At 59.7% G+C, this 18,995-nt stretch carries 16 protein-coding genes; 11 read left to right on the top strand and 5 right to left on the bottom strand.

Annotated elements, in window-relative coordinates; translation table 11 throughout:
* Positions 1-58: 58 nt before the first annotated feature.
* The 3 genes from IGW03_RS23345 to IGW03_RS23335 all read left to right on the top strand — a co-directional run bounded on the left by IGW03_RS23345 (position 59) and on the right by IGW03_RS23335 (position 1,757).
* Positions 59-940: a LysR family transcriptional regulator gene (locus tag IGW03_RS23345; RefSeq protein WP_194724939.1), complete on the top strand. Its 882-nt coding sequence runs from the start codon at positions 59-61 to the stop codon at positions 938-940.
* A gap of 197 nt (positions 941-1,137) precedes the next feature.
* Positions 1,138-1,347: a DUF4287 domain-containing protein gene (locus tag IGW03_RS23340; protein WP_194724938.1), complete on the top strand. Its 210-nt coding sequence runs from the start codon at positions 1,138-1,140 to the stop codon at positions 1,345-1,347.
* 56 nt (positions 1,348-1,403) lie between these two features.
* Positions 1,404-1,757, top strand: coding sequence for an MmcQ/YjbR family DNA-binding protein (locus IGW03_RS23335; RefSeq protein ID WP_194724937.1), 354 nt, complete (start codon positions 1,404-1,406; stop codon positions 1,755-1,757).
* Between the two features lie 225 nt (positions 1,758-1,982).
* Here the strand turns inward: IGW03_RS23335 and IGW03_RS23330 are convergent, their stop codons facing one another.
* On the bottom strand, positions 1,983-2,351 hold the full coding sequence (locus tag IGW03_RS23330; RefSeq protein ID WP_194724936.1) for a hypothetical protein: 369 nt from the start codon (positions 2,349-2,351) through the stop codon (positions 1,983-1,985).
* A 313-nt stretch (positions 2,352-2,664) separates the two neighbouring features.
* Between IGW03_RS23330 and IGW03_RS23325 the strand changes: the two genes are divergently transcribed.
* Both IGW03_RS23325 and IGW03_RS23320 read left to right on the top strand, forming a co-directional pair.
* Entirely contained in the window at positions 2,665-3,981 is a 1,317-nt protein-coding gene (locus IGW03_RS23325) for a PQQ-dependent sugar dehydrogenase (RefSeq protein ID WP_194724935.1), read from the top strand.
* Positions 3,982-4,419: 438 nt separating this feature from the next.
* The gene (locus tag IGW03_RS23320; protein ID WP_194724934.1) at positions 4,420-4,728 is read left to right on the top strand and encodes a c-type cytochrome; all 309 of its coding nucleotides are present in this window, start codon (positions 4,420-4,422) and stop codon (positions 4,726-4,728) included.
* A 78-nt stretch (positions 4,729-4,806) separates the two neighbouring features.
* On the opposite strand, the gene IGW03_RS23315 is transcribed toward IGW03_RS23320, so the two are convergent.
* The 3 genes from IGW03_RS23315 to IGW03_RS23305 all read right to left on the bottom strand — a co-directional run bounded on the left by IGW03_RS23315 (position 4,807) and on the right by IGW03_RS23305 (position 8,473).
* The gene (locus IGW03_RS23315) at positions 4,807-5,094 is read right to left on the bottom strand and encodes a hypothetical protein (RefSeq protein WP_194724933.1); all 288 of its coding nucleotides are present in this window, start codon (positions 5,092-5,094) and stop codon (positions 4,807-4,809) included.
* 37 nt (positions 5,095-5,131) lie between these two features.
* Positions 5,132-7,708: a sensor domain-containing protein gene (locus IGW03_RS23310; protein ID WP_194724932.1), complete on the bottom strand. Its 2,577-nt coding sequence runs from the start codon at positions 7,706-7,708 to the stop codon at positions 5,132-5,134.
* Positions 7,709-8,050: 342 nt separating this feature from the next.
* Positions 8,051-8,473, bottom strand: a complete 423-nt coding sequence (locus tag IGW03_RS23305; RefSeq protein WP_194724931.1) for an EamA family transporter — start codon at positions 8,471-8,473, stop codon at positions 8,051-8,053.
* A 366-nt stretch (positions 8,474-8,839) separates the two neighbouring features.
* On the opposite strand from IGW03_RS23305, the gene IGW03_RS23300 reads away from it, so the two are divergent.
* Complete coding sequence (locus tag IGW03_RS23300; protein ID WP_228535988.1) at positions 8,840-10,567, top strand: tannase/feruloyl esterase family alpha/beta hydrolase; 1,728 nt, start codon at positions 8,840-8,842, stop codon at positions 10,565-10,567.
* 110 nt (positions 10,568-10,677) lie between these two features.
* Positions 10,678-11,868, top strand: a complete 1,191-nt coding sequence (locus IGW03_RS23295; RefSeq protein ID WP_194724930.1) for an acetyl-CoA C-acyltransferase family protein — start codon at positions 10,678-10,680, stop codon at positions 11,866-11,868.
* 111 nt (positions 11,869-11,979) lie between these two features.
* Here the strand turns inward: IGW03_RS23295 and IGW03_RS23290 are convergent, their stop codons facing one another.
* Positions 11,980-13,926, bottom strand: a complete 1,947-nt coding sequence (locus IGW03_RS23290) for a helix-turn-helix domain-containing protein (protein ID WP_194724929.1) — start codon at positions 13,924-13,926, stop codon at positions 11,980-11,982.
* Positions 13,927-14,254: 328 nt separating this feature from the next.
* Between IGW03_RS23290 and IGW03_RS23285 the strand changes: the two genes are divergently transcribed.
* The 4 genes from IGW03_RS23285 to IGW03_RS23270 form a co-directional block, all read left to right on the top strand.
* Positions 14,255-15,154 (top strand): SDR family NAD(P)-dependent oxidoreductase, encoded by a 900-nt coding sequence (locus tag IGW03_RS23285; protein ID WP_194724928.1) that lies wholly within the window; start codon positions 14,255-14,257, stop codon positions 15,152-15,154.
* Positions 15,155-15,426: 272 nt separating this feature from the next.
* Positions 15,427-17,094 carry a 3-(methylthio)propionyl-CoA ligase gene (locus tag IGW03_RS23280; RefSeq protein WP_228535986.1) on the top strand — a complete coding sequence of 556 codons (1,668 nt, stop codon included), beginning with the start codon at positions 15,427-15,429 and terminating at the stop codon, positions 17,092-17,094.
* Between the two features lie 48 nt (positions 17,095-17,142).
* Positions 17,143-18,387 carry a branched-chain amino acid ABC transporter substrate-binding protein gene (locus tag IGW03_RS23275; RefSeq protein WP_194724927.1) on the top strand — a complete coding sequence of 415 codons (1,245 nt, stop codon included), beginning with the start codon at positions 17,143-17,145 and terminating at the stop codon, positions 18,385-18,387.
* A gap of 123 nt (positions 18,388-18,510) precedes the next feature.
* The coding region (locus IGW03_RS23270; protein WP_194724926.1) for a branched-chain amino acid ABC transporter permease at positions 18,511-18,995 on the top strand (485 nt) is incomplete at its 3' end.

Genomic DNA, 18,995 nt, shown 5'->3' with positions numbered 1-18,995 from the left:
ACAATCTGGCATTTCCAATGCTAGACTTTGGAAATTCCGAAAGCAGGAAACCACGGCCATGCGTTTCGACCTGACAGATCTGCGACTATTCCTGACCGTAGTTGAATGCGGCAGCCTGACGCAGGGCGCCCGCACGATACACCTGGCGGTGGCATCGGTCAGCGAACGCATTGCCGGCATGGAGGCAGCGCTGGGCGCACCGTTGCTGGAACGAAATCGCCGCGGCGTGCGCGCCACCGCTGCAGGCGAGGCCTTGGTCCGGCATGCCCGCTCCATTCTGGGTCAGGTAGAACAGATGCGCGGAGAAATGCGCACCTATGCAAGCGGCCTGAAAGGCCGCGTGAGGCTGCTGTCCAATACCGCCGCCATGGCGGACTTCCTGCCGCCGCAGCTATGCCGATTCCTTGCAGCGCATCGCGACCTGTCGATCGATCTCGAAGAGCGCCCCAGTGCGGACATCGTTCAGGCGCTCGCGGACAGACGCGCCGATTTGGGGATCGTCGCGGACATCACGGATTTCGGCACGCTGCAAACACGCCTGATCGCCAGCGACCAGCTTGTCGTGGTCGCCAGTCGGTCTCACCAGGTGGCTCGGCAATCGAACGTGGCTTTTGCAGATCTCCTCGACGAGCCGATCGTGGGAATGGCGGACACCGCGCTCGAAACGCATCTCGCGGAACGCGCATCCCGCCTGGGCCGCCAGCTTGACTACCGCATCCAGTTGCGCAACACCGAACACGTGGCCATGCACGTCGAAGCAGGCATCGGCATTTCAATTCTTTCAGATGGGATGGCGAAAACGCTGCGCCGGGATCTGGCGATCCTGCCGCTGTCGGATGCCTGGGCGACAAGGCGGCTGTATCTGTGCGCGCGCGACTTCTCCGCATTGACCCCGCACGCCGACCTGCTTGCGCGGCAGTTGCTGCAGCATGCAGCCTAGCCGTTCTTTCGTGTGCGGGATTCAGGCTGCCGGAGGGAATAGATTTTCGGACTTGGGCTGTGCGGAAACGCCCGCGCAATTTCGCAAGGATCTTTCTCCATCCGTGTCAAAGTATGGCCGCCTCGATCGTCGTCTAGAATGGAGCAGCTCATCCGATACGCTCCAATCACATCACCGCAACGGCTGAAAGGCGTCACATGGCAGACAATGAAACAGTAAAAGGGCCCGCATCCTACTTTCCATCCATTGAGAAAAAGTATGGATACCCCATCGCCCACTGGATGGAAGTTCTTCGGAAAGCTGGTCCGCTCAAGCACATGGAACTCGTCAACCAGCTCAAGGTGGATCACCAGTTGGGGCATGGGCACGCCAATGCCCTGGTTGCCTGGTTTCTGGCCGGGAAATAACGGGCAAGCCGCCTGCCGCCTCTCATCTCGATCGTTAAGCAGCTCAGGAAATGCAAATGGATGTTATCGCTGTCAAAGAGCATTGCGGCCGTTACCCCGGCGCATCCGCCAAGCTGTTCGGTCCGCCCAGCAATGTACTCGTCTACTATGCAGGCGGTAAAAAGTTTGCCTACTTCAAGACCAGCGACCCTGAAAAGTGGCGCTTCAGTATTCGAACCACGCCTGAACGTTTCCTGGAGCTGACCGATATGCCCGGCATCAAGCCGGCGCGTTATCTGGCCAGGTTCCATTGGGTCACCATCGTGGATGTCAGCGCAGTCCCGACGGACTATCTTGCGGAACTCATTGCGTGGTCTTATACCAGGGCGACTGTGCGGCGAGGAACGGCTGCAGCGCGGCAGCTCGGGTGAGCAGCATAGGGTAGAAGTGAGGGAATCGCCGGTGCGGCTGGCACCCGGTGACGGGGCGGATGAAGCGTGGCGCGAACAGGGTGCCAAGGGGAAGTAAACTCCGAGTGACTTTGCGGTCTCATTCCCCCCTGGCCTTCCTTTGATTCGAAAAGAGGAGAGCATGAATGGCGCAAAAGCGCCATTCCCTCAAGGCACCGCCTCATTCCCTGTCTCAGGATCGCAGTATCAGCGCCGCATGATTCCCGTGCGGTTGCCGTCAGTGATCACATAGACCGATTCGCCGACGGTATGCTGGGTGGTCGGACGATCGATGATGAATCGGCCCTCGGAACCGTCATTGAACTGAACCGTAAGTGCTTGCGGCCCGCCGCTGGCGGTAGTCACGACGGCGCTGTTGCCGGAGCTGCTGCCGACGAGCGCCTGGTCGACTACGGCGACGGTCTCGACGGCCGTCACCTTGCCGGTTTTGAGTCCGCTCTGGCTGGATGCGGCAGTCGTCGCGGTGGATGAAGTCGGAGAGGAGGATGCGCATCCCGCCAGAACAGCAGTTCCCAAGGCGCAGATGGCTAGCGGTTTGATGATTCCAAGTTTCATACTATTTCCTTTGAGTCGTTTTTAGTCGGCCAGTCAGGAGTTGATTTCTGTCACTGGTACATCTGCAAGGCAGACGTGTGACTTCAATGGCATGCTCAAGTTCAGCTGGGTGACGCCGCAGCTTAAGCATATGACGGCAATTACGAGGAAAAAAGACCGTTTTCAAGCGATTGCTTAATAAAACCCGCCGCAGATTCGCTGCATGGAAACGGCGTCATGCGGAAGCATGATCAAATTGAACGCGCAATGAATAGTGCTGTCTTTCAATGTAATTCCTCAACCTTCACACCTCACTTTTCACCGGGGAGCAATCATGCGTACGTCCCTTTTTCCTTCAATACTGGCCGGAATGCTGTTGTTAAGCGCCTGCGCTGAGAAGGCGCTGCTTCCCGTCGAAGCAGGGATGGGGAACCAGCCGCAGCTTCCGGCGCCGGTGAAAGGTTTGGTCCCGACAGTCAACATCGCGCCGGCGCAAGGATGGCCGGAAGGCGCGATGCCGAAGCCGGCTCCGGGGCTCGCAGTCAAGGCATTCGCCAGCGGTCTTGACCATCCTCGCTGGCTGTACGCGCTGCCCAACGGCGATATCCTGGTGGCCGAATCGAACAAGCCGGCCGATGCCGAAGGTGCGCGCTCCGGAATCGTGGGCTGGATCATGAAAAAAGTCATGAAGCGCGCCGGCGCAGGCGTGCCGAGCGCGAACCGCATCACGCTGCTGCGCGATGCCGACGGCGATGGAAAGCCGGAAGTGCGCACCGCCTTTCTCGAAGGATTGAACTCGCCTTTCGGCATGGCGCTGGTCGGCGATTCCCTCTACGTGGCCAACACCGATGCCGTGGTGCGGTTTCCCTACAAGACAGGGGCGACACAGATCAGGGAGCCCGGCGTCAAGATAGCGGACCTGCCGGCCGGCCGGATCAACCATCACTGGACCAAGAACGTAATTGCAAGCCGCGACGGTTCCCGTCTCTACGTCACCGTCGGTTCGAACAGCAATGTCGGCGAAGTCGGCATGGACAACGAGGTGAACCGGGCTGCTATTCTCGAAATCGATCCGGCGACGGGCAGGACGCGCCTGTTCGCCTCTGGCCTGCGCAACCCCAACGGACTGGCCTGGCAGCCGGTAACCGGTGCGCTCTGGACCACGGTCAATGAGCGCGACGAAATCGGCAGCGATCTGGTGCCGGATTACATGACCTCGGTCAGGGACGGCGGTTTCTACGGCTGGCCTTACAGCTATTACGGCCAGAACGTGGACGAGAGGATAAAGCCCCCGCGACCGGACCTCGTGGCATCGGCGATCGTGCCGGACTATGCGCTCGGTGCGCACACGGCTTCATTCGGGCTCGTCTTCTATGAAGGAAAGCAGCTGCCTCGGCAGTATGCGGGCGGTGCCTTCATCGCACAGCACGGTTCCTGGAACCGCAAGCCGCACAGCGGCTACAAGGTCATCTTCGTACCGTTCCAGAACGGGAAGCCGTCCGGACCGGCACAGGATGTTCTTACCGGATTCCTGTCGGAAGACGGCAAGGCATTCGGGCGCCCGATCGGCGCCGCAGTCGACCGTACCGGTGCGCTTCTGATATCCGATGATGTGGGGAACATCGTCTGGCGCGTGACGTCGGCTCCCTGAGCAAACTGTTTGGGCAAGCTGTTTTAACCGCTGACGAGAGCAGCGCATGTCAACTGCTTCCGCAGAGTGTGGCGCGCCGGCTTTGTGCGAACGCAAATATGCAAGCAATCTCTTGAAAAATTTCCTTTTGTAAATGTAAAATTCGCCTGCAGTTCATTATTTAGAGGAGGGCTCAACTTGCGACAGCGCGAGTTCAGCCCTTTTCGCTTTTCAGGACGTCCTGATTTCTCCAGAGCGCTTCATCTTCAAGCTCCGAATTCGGAAAGCAGTTCAACCTGTCGCGAAAATACCTCCCCCGGTCAACAGGCTTTCCGCTTAAATTCATCAGCCAAAAACTGATTAACATTAAGGTTAAATTGTATACAAAAAAAGTATACGTATGTATCATGGCCGGAGCCGCTGCTCGGTGAAGGGCAGGGATATTGAATGGAGATAGGGATGAGAATTACTTTATTGAGCTGCCTGCTCGCGGGATTGTTTGCATCGAACGCCGCTCTCGCAAATGCCGATCTGGCGAAGTCGAAGAACTGCATGGCTTGCCATGCCGTTGCCAACAAGGTTGTCGGGCCGTCCTTCAAGGATGTCGCCGCCAAGTACGCTGGACAAAAGGGCAGCGAGGAAAAACTCGTTCAGAAAGTGATCAAGGGCGGCGCGGGCGCATGGGGTCCGGTTCCCATGCCGGCGAATCCTCAAGTCAGCGAAGCGGAAGCACAGACACTGGTGAAGTGGATCCTTGCCACGAAATAGCTTTTTCCTTCATCGCTCGCTTGAAAGCCTTCGGCATCAGTAGAGCCGGAGGCAGACTTGCGGCGACCTGCGCAGGTTTCAGCTAACCGACCCGGGCTCCTGCTCGCGGTTATGGGGCGGACGATGCTCCGCAATCAGGGAGTGGGCCAGGCTCATCCGTTCGCTCGCATCATCGACTCGTACAAAGCTCCAGCGATTGAAGATCCCGGCCGTCTCCTTCCCGGTATGGTGTGCGACTTCAAGAAAGCAATTCTGGCCATGCCCGATGTAAACCAGCTCGCGGTCCTGAAACAGGAAATACACGCCCGGACACGTTCCGCGTACGCCCGCGGATGTCCTGGCCAGTTGCGTGATATTGATGTTCATTGTCGTCGCCGGAATGAATTCTCCTGGGTAGCCCGCATCACTGCAGGGTGGCCGCATGCTGGCGGTACCAGACTGCAAACTGGCTGCCGACTACCGGCTGGCAGACATGGAAACCCTGAGCCTGATGGCATCCGTGCAGGCGCAGATACTGCAGGGTCGAATCGGATTCGATGCCTTCGGCGACGATTTCCAGCTGCAGCGTGCGGCCCAGCGCAATGATGGCTTCGATGACCGCCTGGCTTGCCGTGTCATGCTGGAGCCGATGCACGAAAGACTTGTCGACCTTGATCTTGTCCAGCGGCAGACGGCTCAGGTAGTTCAGGCTGGAATAGCCGGTGCCGAAATCGTCGAGCGAGATCTTGATGCCCTTGCTGCGCAGTTCGTTCAGCACCGTGATGGCATGGTCGATATCTTCCATGACGGCGGTTTCGGTCAGTTCGATCTGCATCCCGTTGCAGGCGATGCAATGTCCCAGAATCGTTTCCTGCAGATAGCTTGCAAAGTCCTTCTTGCGGAACTGCAGCGGCGACACGTTGACCGCGATGGGGATGGCCGGCAAGCCCTCCCTGATCCAGGATGAATGCTGTTCGCACGCCTGCGCAAACACCCACTCGCCAAGCCGGCCGATCAGGCCGGTGGCCTCGGCCACATGAATGAAGCGGTCCGGGCCCATGCCGTTGCCCGGCCAGCGCAGCAGAGCTTCCACGCTGACTACCTGGCCGCTCTGCATGTCTATCAGAGGCTGGTAATACAGAGAGAATTCATTCTTCTTGAGGGCGTTCTTGATGCCTTCCTCGATCAGTGACTGCATGTAGACGCGTTCGGCAAGCGACGAGGTGTAGAACTGGATGGTGTTGCGGCCCATCTGCTTGGCGATATACATGGCCGCATCCGCGTGGCCGATCAGGAGGTCGATATCATCACCGTCCCTGGGGTAGATGCTGATGCCGATGGAGCATGATAGCGACGCCTCAACCGAGCCGACATGGTAAGGGCTGCTGACGGCCTCCATCAGATGCTGGGCGACTTTCTCGCCCGCCGGTGCATCATGATGATGAGGAACGAGCGCAAGAAACTCGTCTCCCCCCAGCCTGAATACGATGTCCTCGCCGCGCATGCTGCGTCTCAGTCGGTTGGCGACCTGGCGCAGCACCATGTCGCCTACTTCATGTCCATGGATGTCATTGATCGGCTTGAAGCGGTCGAGGTCGATGAACAAGACCGAGACCTCCTGCCCCGACCGGTTCGCGGCGGCAAAGGTATGGCGGGCATATTCGTAGAGCAGCGAGCGATTGGGCAGGCCGGTCAGGGGATCGTGCAGCGCCGCCTGCCGGATTCTCTCCTCCGCCTGTCGCCGTTCGCTGTAGTCATGGCATATGACCATGATTTCCCGGACCGACTGGCTGCCGTCGGTAATGGGCACGCAAGTCACCCTCAGGTGGCGCAGGCCGGTCTCGGTCGGGAAATCAAAATCGTCGGCCTGCAGTGCGGCCGAGGCCAGCGTTGCCGCGAGCAGCGGCTGCCACAGGGCCACGATGGATTGTCCCGGCGCGTTCCTGGCATGGTGGCCGATCAGGTCCTTTTCGCTCAGGCCGATGTTATGGGCGGCGGCGAGGTTCACGTACTGGATCCTCTGGTCGGGATCATAGATGACGATCATGTCGGGGATATGGTCGAAGGCCAGGCGCAGCCGCTGTTCGCTGACCCGCAGGGCGGTCTCCGCCATCAGGCGCTTGGTAATGTCCTCCACCGTCAGCACGGCGAGCGGCTGCGGCAGCTGCGGCGTGCTGATCAGCCTTCCGGAAATGCTGGCGATCCACGACCGCCCCGTGTCGCGGCGATGAACGACCAGTTCTGCATTCGAGACCGTCTCATTGCGCATCAACCTGGAAACCGGCCAGTCTTCCACGGGAACCGATTCGCCGTCGAGCGTGGTCGCCTCGAACGTGGCTGCAAGATCGATCGGCTCCGAGCGGATATCGGTTTTGTCCCGGTATCCGAACAGTTGCATGGCGGCAGGATTGGCTTCCAGCAGCTTGCCGTCATGGGAGAAAACAATGACCCCCTCGCTCAGGCTGTCGAGCACTGCCCGCAGGCGGGCCCGGCTTTGCTCTCCCTGGTCCTGAGCCCGTATGCGGACATCGATGTTCTTGATGATGGAGATGAAGTAACTTGGCAAGCCCCAGACATCGCGGACCAGCGATACGCTGAGATGGCCCCAGACCACTTCGCCGTTTTTCTTGATATAGCGCTTTTCGAGCGAGTAGGAAACTCTTTTTCCGGCCAGCAGTTCCTGGACGAGATGCAGATCGGGCGCCAGATCTTCCGGATAGGTCAGTTCCTGGAAGGTCTTGGATTGCAGCTCCTCCGCGGTGTAGCCGAGCATCTGGCATAGAAAAGGGTTGATGCGCAGCCATTTCCCATCCAGCGTGATATGAGCGATGCCGATCGCCGCAAGGTCGAAGGTGGTTTGGTAAATCCGCGTGACTTCGTCGAGCTTCGCCTCGGTTTGCGCCAGCGCGTCCTGAGCCGATACCAGCGCGGAAAAATTGTCATCCAGCAGTTTTTCAAGCTTGGCAATCTGCTGTTGCAATGCCTGGAGACTGGTACCCATCGTTAGTACCTCTAATCTGGATAAAACAAGCAAGGTCAGCGGAGCTGAACCTGCTGCTAGTTTGATGATGGGTAATCATGATGATCCCATTGCCGTGCAAGCGTTCAGCATTGCCCTGATAACAGGATGATTTTCGCACCAGATGCGGTCATGTTTATAGTTGACTTATTGTAGTCTTCGATTTATTGCAAACAGTCTGCGGAATGCGCCGCTTCAAGTCGTTCCGGCAAGCTGTAAAGGCAGGGGCGGGATTGCCGACAGGCCACGCACTGTAGCGGCAAGCGGTGGAAGCAAAAGAGCGAGGTTCAACGCCTGCAAGCCGGCAGAAAGCCGTCTTTCATCCTATCCACGCGCAATGACGAATATGCCGGCAACGATCAATGCGCTGCCGGCCAGCTTGGCCGGCGTCAATGCTTCATGAAGCAGTGCCCAGGAAAGCAGCAGGGCAATGACGACGCTGCCCTTGTCGATCAGGGCGACAGTCGAGACATCTCCCAGTTTGATGGCCCGGTAATAGAAAATCCACGAGCCGGCTGTTGTCACTGCAGATGCCGCCAGCCAGCCGATGTTGCGCCACCCGATGGATTGCAGTTCGGAAGCCGGCACGACGGCGCCGGCAAACATCAGCACGAACAAGAAGACGAAGCAGGTCCGTATGGCGAGGCCGAGGTCGCCGGAAATTCCGGACAGGCCGAGTTTGGCGATGACCGACGTGGCACCGGCAAAGGCCATCGAAATAAATGCGTAAACGATCCAGCGTTCCATGGTGCAAGCATCCTTGTGATGTAATTTTCTTGAAGAAATTGGTGAAACCCGGCCGGGCTGGAAGCCCATCAGTCCAGTATCCGGGGATCGTCGAATTCTTCCATAAACGCTGCCAAGCTCGTTTCTGTTGAATCAATCAAGGAAAACACTCCCTGGCGAAAGCAGGTTTCCAATGGATATCCACAACATTTTTCACGCCTGCTTATGTGCGCCGTGAACATTGCGTCGAGTCCATGTCTGCCTAGAATGGGATGACGTCGAGATACATTGGAACCAAGCCTTGCCGAGCTTATGGAACGAGCGCAAACGGCCGGCTCCAGACGAAACGGGTGTTCGGGAACAAAGAAGAAATTTAATGGAGACAACATGAAAGAACCAAGAGCCACATTCCGGAAGTCTTATCCTGCCTTCATGGCAATCGCGCTGACCGCGTGCGGCGGAGGCGGCGGTGGAGATTCGGGATCGGCGGGGTTGCCCAATACGACGACGGTGCTGCCGCTCGCCTGCGCGCAGCTTGCCAATACCGCCATTCCGGCATCGTCGATCGGCCTGCCGACTTCGGGTGGGACCGTCACGGCTGCCACGGTCGTTGCGGCGAGCGGAACGGGAGCTGCCGCTGTTCCGGAACACTGCCTGGTCACAGCCAGTATTGCGCCGGTGGACAAGAGTGCGCCCAATATCCTGTTCAGAGTGGCGCTTCCCACCGCATGGAATTCAAAAGCCGTCATGTTCGGCGGCGGCGGATTCGATGGAAGCATTCCAAGCGTCACCGGCAATGTGCCCGCAGGCCCGACCGACAAGGCAACGCCGCTCGGCCGCGGCTATGCGACATTCGCGAGCGACTCGGGGCACCAGGCGAATGCCTTCGGCTCCCAGGACGGATCGTTTGCGCTGAACGAGGAATCCGCGCGCAACTTCGGCGGCGACGCGCTCAAGAAAACGCGCGACGCGGCGATGTATCTGATCAAGGCAAGGTACGCGGTAGACAAGGTGCAGAAGGCCTATTTCGCCGGCGGCTCGACCGGCGGACGCGAGGCGCTGGCCGCCATCACCCGCTGGCCCGCCGACTGGGACGGCGCCATCGCATGGTATCCCGCCTGGAACGATGCTGCCGCATTGCTCGGCGGCCACCGGATGAACCGCGCGCTGGCAAAGCCGGGCGCCTATCCGAATACCGCCAAGCGCGATCTGCTCTACAAGGCATCCATTGCGGCATGCGACAATCTGGACGGCGTAGCCGACGACCTGATCAGCAACCAGCAGCGATGCAACGCAACCTTCGATCCGGCGACCGCGGTCTTCAACGGCAGGCCGCTGCGCTGCGAAGGCGGAGTCGATGCCGGCGATACCTGCCTGTCGGACGCGCAGATCGCCGCCCTGAAAACCATCAATACCGACACCCGGTTCAACTTCTCGCTCGCCAGCGGAGAAACGCACTATCCGGGTTATAACGTATGGGGCGCCGACCTCGGCATCACGACCAATCCTTCGCCGTTGCAGCCTACCGTCACCTTCCTCGCACTGGGAACGACGCAGCCTGCAATGCCGATGCCGAGAACGGCTCCCTACATCAGCGTGCTGGTCGATCAGTGGATCAAGTATTCGGTCACCCGCGATGCCAACTATGATTCCCTGTCTCTCGACCCGGAGAATCCCGGACCGTTTGCAGGCCGCATCAGCGAGCTCAGCACCCTGCTCGATACGAAAGTCGACCTGAACGCCTTCGCCGCCAAGGGCGGGAAACTGCTCCTCGCGCACGGCTTGTCCGATGTGCTGGTCAGCACCCGCGCGACCGAAGAGTATTACCAGCGGCTGCAAAGCCAGATGGGCCCGTCGGAAGTCAGCAAGTTCGCACGCTACTATGAAGTCGCGGGCTACGGGCATGCCGTCAGCACAAGCTTCAACGCGTCCTGGGATTCGCTCACTGCCCTGGAAAGCTGGGCTGAAAAAGGTGCGGCTCCGGCCAACGAAGTCGTGGCTGATACCGCCGGCGTTCCGGGACGTACGCGGCCGCTGTGCGACTATCCGAAGTGGCCGAAGTACAATGGCACCGGCGACGTGAACCGCGCCGCTTCCTATACCTGCTCTACTTGACCTGGGCAGACGAAAGGCGGCAGCGGACATGTTCCCTGCCGCCTTTCACCTTAGTGGTATCTTATTAATCAGTCGTCATCAATCGCCATGGTTCGGCGAAGAGAATTTGAATGAGCAACCAGAAAGACATCGTTATTGCCAGCGCCGTCCGCACGGCGATCGGCACCTTCGGCGGATCCCTCAAGGATTTTTCCGGTCCGGACCTCGCGACCATTGTCGTCAGGGAAGCATTCGAGCGTGCCGGCGTGGAGCCGTCATCCGCGCAGCACATCGTGATCGGCAACGTCATACAGTGCGACCCGAAGGACATGTATGTATCGCGCGTGGCCGGCCTGAATGCCGGCATGGCCAAGCAATCCGCCGCGCTGACGCTGAACCGCCTGTGCGGCTCGGGCCTGCAGGCCATCGTCACTGCCGCAAACGCCATCCAGCTTGGCGATGCCGACATCGCCGTCGGCGGCGGCGTCGAAACCATGAGCCGGGCGCCCTACCTCATGCAGACAGGGCGCTGGGGCAACCGCATGGGCGATGCCAAGCTCCTGGACATGCTGCTGGGTGCTCTCCAGGACCCGTTCGGCGCGGGGCACATGGGCGTGACCGCGGAAAACGTCGCGGACCATTACAAGATTTCCCGTGAAGACCAGGATGCTTTCGCCGCCGAAAGCCAGCGCAAGGCGCTGGCGGCAATCGAGGCAGGATATTTCAAGTCGCAGATCGTCCCTGTGGAAATCAAGTCGCGGAACGGAACGGTCAGTTTCGATACCGATGAACACCCGAAGGCGGGTACGACGGCCGCCGGCCTTGCGCAGTTGAAGCCGGCATTCAGAAAGGAAAACGGGACCGTTACGGCGGGCAATGCCTCCGGTCTGAACGACGGTGCGGCCGCGTGCATCCTGATGAGCGCCGAGGCGGCATCCCGCGCCAACGTCACACCGCTGGCACGTCTGGTTTCCTATGGAGTGGCCGGTGTGGAACCTTCCATGATGGGTCTCGGGCCGGTGCCTGCTGTCCAGCTTGCCCTCAAGCGAGCCGGTCTTTCATTGGACGATATGGACGTCATTGAATCCAATGAAGCCTTTGCCGCACAGTCGCTGGGGGTGTGCCGCGGGCTGGACCTGGATCCCGCCAAGACCAATCCGAACGGCGGGGCGATTGCGCTGGGACATCCGCTGGGCGCCAGCGGAACCGTCATTACCGTCAAGTGCGTCCATGAACTGATCCGCACCGGGAAGCGCTACGGTCTGGTCACCATGTGCATCGGCGGCGGGCAGGGTATCGCAGCCGTGCTCGAGCGCCTGTAGCGCATGAAGACACCTGTTCGGCTGCAGCGGCAGCCGTTGCAGCCGAACAGGCTTTCCATCATTCTTCCAAGCCTGCCCATGCTTCGATTCTTCGGAGGCGATGTGCGGCTTTCATCTGACGAGACTCCACAGACGAAGCGCCACATGAATCTCCAGGGCACGGTTGGGGCTGGTCCAATGACCCAGCAGCTCGTCGACATTGGCCAGGCGCTGCCGCACCGTATTGACATGGATGTTCAGGCTGGTCGCGGTTGACTTGGCATTCTGGTTGCTGTCCAGATAGGTCAGCAGCGTTTCCGCTATCTGCGTGCTGCGCTTGAGGTCATGCGCAATGACCGGTCCGATGCATCCATCGATGAAGGCCTGCAGGCTTTCCTGATCGTGCGACTCGAACAGCACGGAGTACAGCGCCATCTGATTCTGGTCCACGACCTGGCCGTTGATTCCTATCCGCTGAAGGATGGTGAGTCCGCGGCGCAATGAACCGTACACGGTCCTGACCGCCTCTATCGTATTGACCGGTCTTGAAAGAATGCCGCGGTAAGCGCCGTTGAATTCGCGCTTTGCCAGTGCCGAGAATTCCTTGACCAGGTCGTGCGCCGCCGTTGCGGGGCACAGGATGACGAGGGCGCCTTCCATTTCGTCGAGAACCAGTTCGGAAAAGCGGCCCTCGGCGCGCAGCCGGCGCGCAACCGTTACCGGCTTGGGCATTTCCGTATCCAGGAGAATCATGGAAAAGGGGTGCGACAGATCAAGACCCAGCCGCCTGGCACGTTCCAAGATCGATCCCTTCTCTTCCAGGTGCGTGGCGACAAGTGCCCGCAGCAAACCCGAGACTTCCCGGTTCTTGCTCGCTTCCATGCGTTCCTGAGACAGGAGCACGACGGCCATCACGCTGGCGCTTCTCTCGAAGGTGCGAATCGAAATGTCGTCCAGATCTCCGTGGCGGTACAGCAGCACCGCGCCGAGCACGTCGCTGCCGCCAATGACGGCGGCAACCCTGCACACTTCGCCGTTCATGTCGCAGGCAATCACCGAGCGTCCTCCCTGCCGGCTTTCCCTGATGGCCTGCGTCACGGAAGCGCTGGGTGCGCCGTGCGGCGCATAGGCATCGCCGGATGTGCCGGTGTATTCCGGCGAAGCTGCCCTGCCGATGACCTGGAAGCCCTCGTCCAGGACGACAACGCAGCCATCCAGCAGCTGGGCGACGGTTTGCGCAAGGGTGACGAGCGACGCGCCTTTTGCGAGCTGGGAGGTCAGCTGCTCGTGCGCCTCCGCTGCCTTCTGCACATCGCGTACCGTGCGTTCGAGCTCGGCGCGGGCATGGTCCGCCTTCTCGAGCGCGATCTTGGCCTGTTCGAAAGCCTTTGCATTGTTGATCGCCACGGCGGCGTGCGTCGCCAGCGTGCTGAGAATGGCGATGCTGAGCGCGGTATGGTTGCGCTGGTAGCGGTCGGCGACGAACAGCAGGCCAATGACATTGTCATCGAAAAGCAGCGGCACGCCGGCCATCGCTGCCACGCCTTCGTTCCGGAATGTGCTGTCGAGCACCGGGTCGTGTGCAAAGCGGTTGTCGAGCAGATAGTTTGTCGTATAGAAGGGCAGGCGTGTCGACATCACCATCCCGGCAATGCCTTGCTTTCTGTGCGTGCTCATCCTTGTCGTATTGATGGAGATCGCGCCGTCGGTGACGAGTACGCGGAATTCCTCCGCCTCCGCGTCATATACCGTGAGCCATGCCAGGTGGGAACCCAGAAGCGTTCTTGCCCGTGTCACGATGGCATTGAGCAGGCTCGTCAGATCGAGGCGGCTGGAGAGGTCCTTGGCGGAATCAACCATCGCAAGCAGGCCTTGCTCGCTGGACTGATGCTGCTCGAGCTGGCGCTTGATGGCGATGGCCATTCTTATCGTCTCCAGCGCATCCAGCTTTCCCGCCGTCTCGTTCGGCAGCCTCTCCACCGAAGCAAGGTGCGCATTGAACTCCTCGATCGATGCGTCGCGATAAAGCAGACCGACGAGATCGACGGCAACTCTTTCAGCTACATGGTTCTTGTCCATGATTACCTGCTTGTCTCTATTCAAATTATGTATGGATGCTGCGTCGCTCTGTCATGGCGAACAGGCAGATCTGCTGTCGTCGACTTTACGTCAATGCGCAGTCAGCGACGATGTGGCATTGCCACATTATAAGGCGGGAAAGATGTTGGTTATCACATAGATTCCGCGCTTGAGCTTTGAGAGACTGAACGCCGTTGATCGACGTGGAATGTGCTGGGCACGTTGAAAGTCATGCAACAAATCGTAGCCCGCATGTGGGGCTGCTCTGGCGGTGCCGCGGCTTCGGCCGGATGTGCTGCAAACAAGGACAAATCAAGGAGGCAATGAAATGACAAGGTACCTGGAAGGCAGGGTCGCCATCGTGACAGGCGCTGGCAGCGGATTGGGACGTGCGCATGCATTCGCGCTTGCGAAGCAGGGGGCCAAGGTGGTGGTCAACGACATCAACGGCCGGCATCAGGGTGCGCCCGGCCGCGAAGTCGCCGATCAGATCGTCCGTGAGGGCGGGGCCGCAATCGCGGACGGCGGCGACGTCAGGGACATGGAGCAAATGGAAGCGATGGTGTCGCGCGCCGTCGGAGAGTGGGGCCGGGTCGATATCCTGGTCAACAATGCCGGCGTGCTGCGTGACAAGAGCTTTTCCAAAATGACCATCGAGGATTTTCGTTTCGTCATTGATGTGCATCTGATGGGGGCGGTGAATTGCACCAAGGCCGTGTGGGAGCACATGCGTGCGCAGCGCTATGGGCGCATCGTCATGACCTCATCGTCATCCGGCCTTTACGGAAATTTCGGGCAATCGAATTACGGTGCCGCGAAGATGGCCCTGGTAGGGCTGATGCAGACGCTTTCGCTCGAAGGCGAAAAATATGGCATCCGCGTCAACTGCCTGGCGCCCAGCGCGGCAACGGCCATGACCGAGGGCGTGCTCTCGCCCAAAGACCTCGAAGGACTCAGCCCTGAAGCCGTCAGCCCGGGCGTGGTCGCGCTCGTCGCCGAGCAGGCGCCGACGCGCATGATCCTTCTGGCCGGTGCCGGCAGCTTCGAGGCCGCCAACATCACGATGACCCAGGGCATCCATCTGGGCAATGCCAGCGATCCCGTGACGCAGATTCTGCAGCGGCTCGGAGAAATCAGGGACCGCAGGGATGAAGTCGTTCCCGGCGCCGGCTGGGACCAGTACCGGCTGGAGCTTTCCAAGGCGGGTCTCCTGCTGGAAGAGGCCTGAAACGCGCATTGCGCAATCAGGCTTATGCCGTGCATTTGCATGAAATGACGCAGTGGTTATGAGACATCATGGCGCCGGAATTATGTAGTTCTGCACATGGAAATTCCGGCGTCCATCCACGACACTGGTGTTAACGGACCTCGTCATCGAAGCCTTAATCTGCCGGCTCTACCAGGCGCTCGCATTAAAGAACTGTAACGCCAGCCCGGAAAATCCGGTGCGGAACACTTATCCATTCCGGCCTTGACGGCCGCTTTCTGGTTCCTTGCGATATGAAATCGGACAACATTCCAGACTATCCAAAAAGCCCGACGATGGGCCAGATGATGAGCCAGCCGCTGCTGGTCTCAAGCATCATCGAGCATGCCGACCGCCATTTCGGCGACAAGGAAATCGTATCGCGGCGCGTCGAAGGCGACATTCATCGCTATACCTACCGCGATTGCCACCAGCGCGCGCGCCGAATGGCCAATGCGCTTGCCACGCTCGGCGTCAAGATGGGAGATCGTGTAGCCACGCTGGCATGGAACGGATACCGGCACATGGAGCTCTATTACGCGATCTCGGGCAGCGGAGCGGTGCTGCATACGATGAACCCTCGCCTGCATGCGGACCAGATTGCGTACATGGTCGACCATGCCGAAGACAGCTATGTCTTCTTCGACCTGACGTTCCTCGGCTTGATAGAAACGCTGGCGGCAAGCTGCAAATCCGTGAAAGGCTTCATTGCCATGGCCGACCGGGGAAGCATGCCTGCCTCATTCAGGATTCCCAACCTGATGTGCTATGAGGATCTCATCGAGAGCAGTTCAGACCGGTATGCATGGCCTGCATTCGACGAGAACTCCGCGTCCACTCTCTGCTATACCTCGGGAACGACAGGCAATCCCAAGGGCGTGCTGTACTCGCACCGTTCCACGCTGCTGCATGCCTACGCATCCTGCCTTCCCGATGCGCTCAATGTCTCGGGGCGGGAAGTCCTGATGCCGGTCGTGCCCATGTTCCACGTCAATGCCTGGGGCTTCCCATACTCCGCTGCGCTAACCGGCGCAAAGCTGGTGCTGCCGGGGCCCATGCTGGACGGCTCTTCGCTGCATGACTTGATCGTGCGGGAGGACGTCACTGTTTCCGCCGGCGTGCCTACCGTATGGCTGGGCCTGCTCAACCATGTGGAGAGGAACGCGCTGGAGTTCGGAAAACTGCGCCGGATCATCATCGGCGGCTCCGCGTGTCCGCCGGCAATGATGAAGACGTTCCGCGACAAGTACGGTGTCGAGCTGCTGCATACCTGGGGCATGACGGAGATGTCCCCGCTGGGCACCGTCTGCACGCTGCAGAGCCAGCATCTGCGCCTGACGCAGGCTGAGCAGGATCAGGTGCTGGAAAAGCAGGGCCATGCGATCTTCGGCGTCGACATGAAAATCGTCGACGACGAGGGGGCCGAGCTTCCATGGGACGGCAAGTCCTGCGGCCACCTGCTTGTGCGCGGACCATGGGTGGTCAGGAATTATTTCAAGGCCGAAGGCAGCAGCGCACTGCAGGACGGCTGGTTTCCCACCGGGGACGTCGCCACCATCAGTCCGGAAGGCTACATGCAGATCACCGACCGCAGCAAGGACGTGATCAAGTCGGGAGGCGAGTGGATCGGCTCCATCGAGCTCGAGAATGTCGCCATGGCGCACCCGGCAGTACAGCAGGCGGCCTGCATCGGCGTGTTTCATCCGAAATGGGATGAGCGTCCCCTGCTTGTCGTGGTCAAGAAAGCGGATGCCGCCCTCACCAGGGATGAACTGATCAATTCCTACCAGGGGAAAGTCGCCAAATGGTGGACTCCCGACGACGTCGTGTTCGTGGACGCCTTGCCGGTCGGCGCCACAGGCAAGATCCTGAAGAACGAAATCCGCAATCAACTCAGGCATCACAAGCTACCAACCGCATAAGCGGTATAGACGGCATAGCGCCCAACTATTTCAACAAGGAGACATCGCATGACATTCCAAATCCGCCCCATGATCATGGCCGCCGCAATTGCTGCTGCATTCGCCGCGCCGATGGCTGCCCATGCCGACAATGTGAAGGTTGCTTTCATCGACCCGCTGTCCGGCCCCTTCGCTCCTGTGGGACAAAACATCCTGAAAAGCTGGCAGTACGTCGCCGACATGGCCAACAAGGAAAAATGGGCCGGCAGCCATACGCTGGAGGTCATCGGCTTCGACAACAAGGGCAGCCCCCAGGAGTCGCTGACCGTTCTGAAAGCCGCCATCGACCAGGGCTACCGCTACATCATCCAGGGTAACGGTTCGGGCGTGGCGCTGGCATTGGTGGATGCGGTCAACAAGCATAACGAGCGCAATCCCGGCAAGGAAGTCATCTACCTGAACTATGCCGCCGTCGATCCCGATCTCACCAACAGCAAGTGCAGCTTCTGGCATTTCCGCCTCGATGCCAATTCCGACATGAAGATGGAAGCCATGACCTCGCTGATGGAGAAGGAAAAGGACCTCAAGAAGGTTTACATCATCGGCCAGAACTATGCATTCGGTCATCAGGTCACGAAAGCGGCCAAGGATTACCTGAAGCGCAAGCGCCCGGATGTGCAGATCGTCGGCGACGACCTGCATCCGATCGGACAGGTCAAGGACTTCTCTCCCTACGTCGCCAAGATCAAGGCCTCGGGAGCCGACACTGTCATCACCGGCAATTGGGGCGCCGATCTCGCGCTGCTGATCAAGGCCGCCAAGGAAGCCGGCCTGACCGCCAACTTCTACACCTACTATGCCGCCACCACCGGCGTGCCTACCGCGATGGGCGCATCCGGCGAGGGCCGTGTCAAGGTGATCACTTACTGGAATCCGAATGGCCCCTCCGCCACCGGCCAGAATATCGTCGACGGTTTCAAGAAGAAGTACAACGACGACTATACCGCCATGGCGACCTACACCGGCATCAGCATGCTCTCCAAGGCATTCAAGGACACCAATTCGGTAGAGCCGCTGAAAGTGGCCCGCGCCATGGAAGGGATGAAGATCACCAGCCTCAACGGCGATGTGGAAATGCGCAAGGCAGACCATCAGGTGCAGCAGCCCCTGTACATCGCCACCTGGAGCAAGGTGAACGGCAAGGAAGTGAAGTACGACCAGGAAAACACCGGCTACGGCTGGAAGACCGACAGGAAGATAGATACCTATGTCGCCTCGCAGCCGTCGTCCTGCCAGATGAAGCGCCCCGACTAGCCGCTGCCATACCCGGCCGAATTGCCGCCCCAAGCGGGAGAGGGCAGTTCGGCCTTCACGCTGGTTCACCCGTATAGGGGTGTTCCAATGAAATGATTGCAATCTTCATCCTAGAGGTAAGGCGTGGAATTTGTCGCTATCACTTTGCTTAACGGCCTGAGCTACGGGCTCCTGCTGTTCATGCTGTCTTCCGGTCTGACGCTGATTTTCAGCATGATGGGCGTGCTCAACTTCGCGCACGCCAGCTTCTACATGCTCGGCGCCTATTTCGCCTATGCCGTCAGCACCAAGATCGGCTTCTGGCCCGCGCTGGTCATCGCGCCGCTCCTGGTCGGCATCATCGGCGCCGTCGTCGAGCGCTACGGCCTGCGCTCGGTTCACAAGTACGGCCACATCCCCGAACTGCTGTTCACCTTCGGCCTGTCCTACGTGCTGGTCGAGCTGGTGCAGCTGGTCTGGGGCAGGGCGGCCGTGCCTTACCCGATTCCCGCCGAACTCGACGGACCCCTGTTCACCCTGTTCACCACCACCTTCCCGATGTACCGCGGCTTCATGATGCTGGTGGCCATCCTGATGCTCGTCGCCATCTTCCTGGTGCTGACCAAGAC

The organism is Noviherbaspirillum malthae (genome assembly GCF_015352985.1).
Lineage (GTDB): Bacteria > Pseudomonadota > Gammaproteobacteria > Burkholderiales > Burkholderiaceae_D > Noviherbaspirillum > Noviherbaspirillum malthae.
Note: the sequence above shows the minus strand (reverse complement) of the source record. Positions and strands in the feature narration are given on the sequence as shown.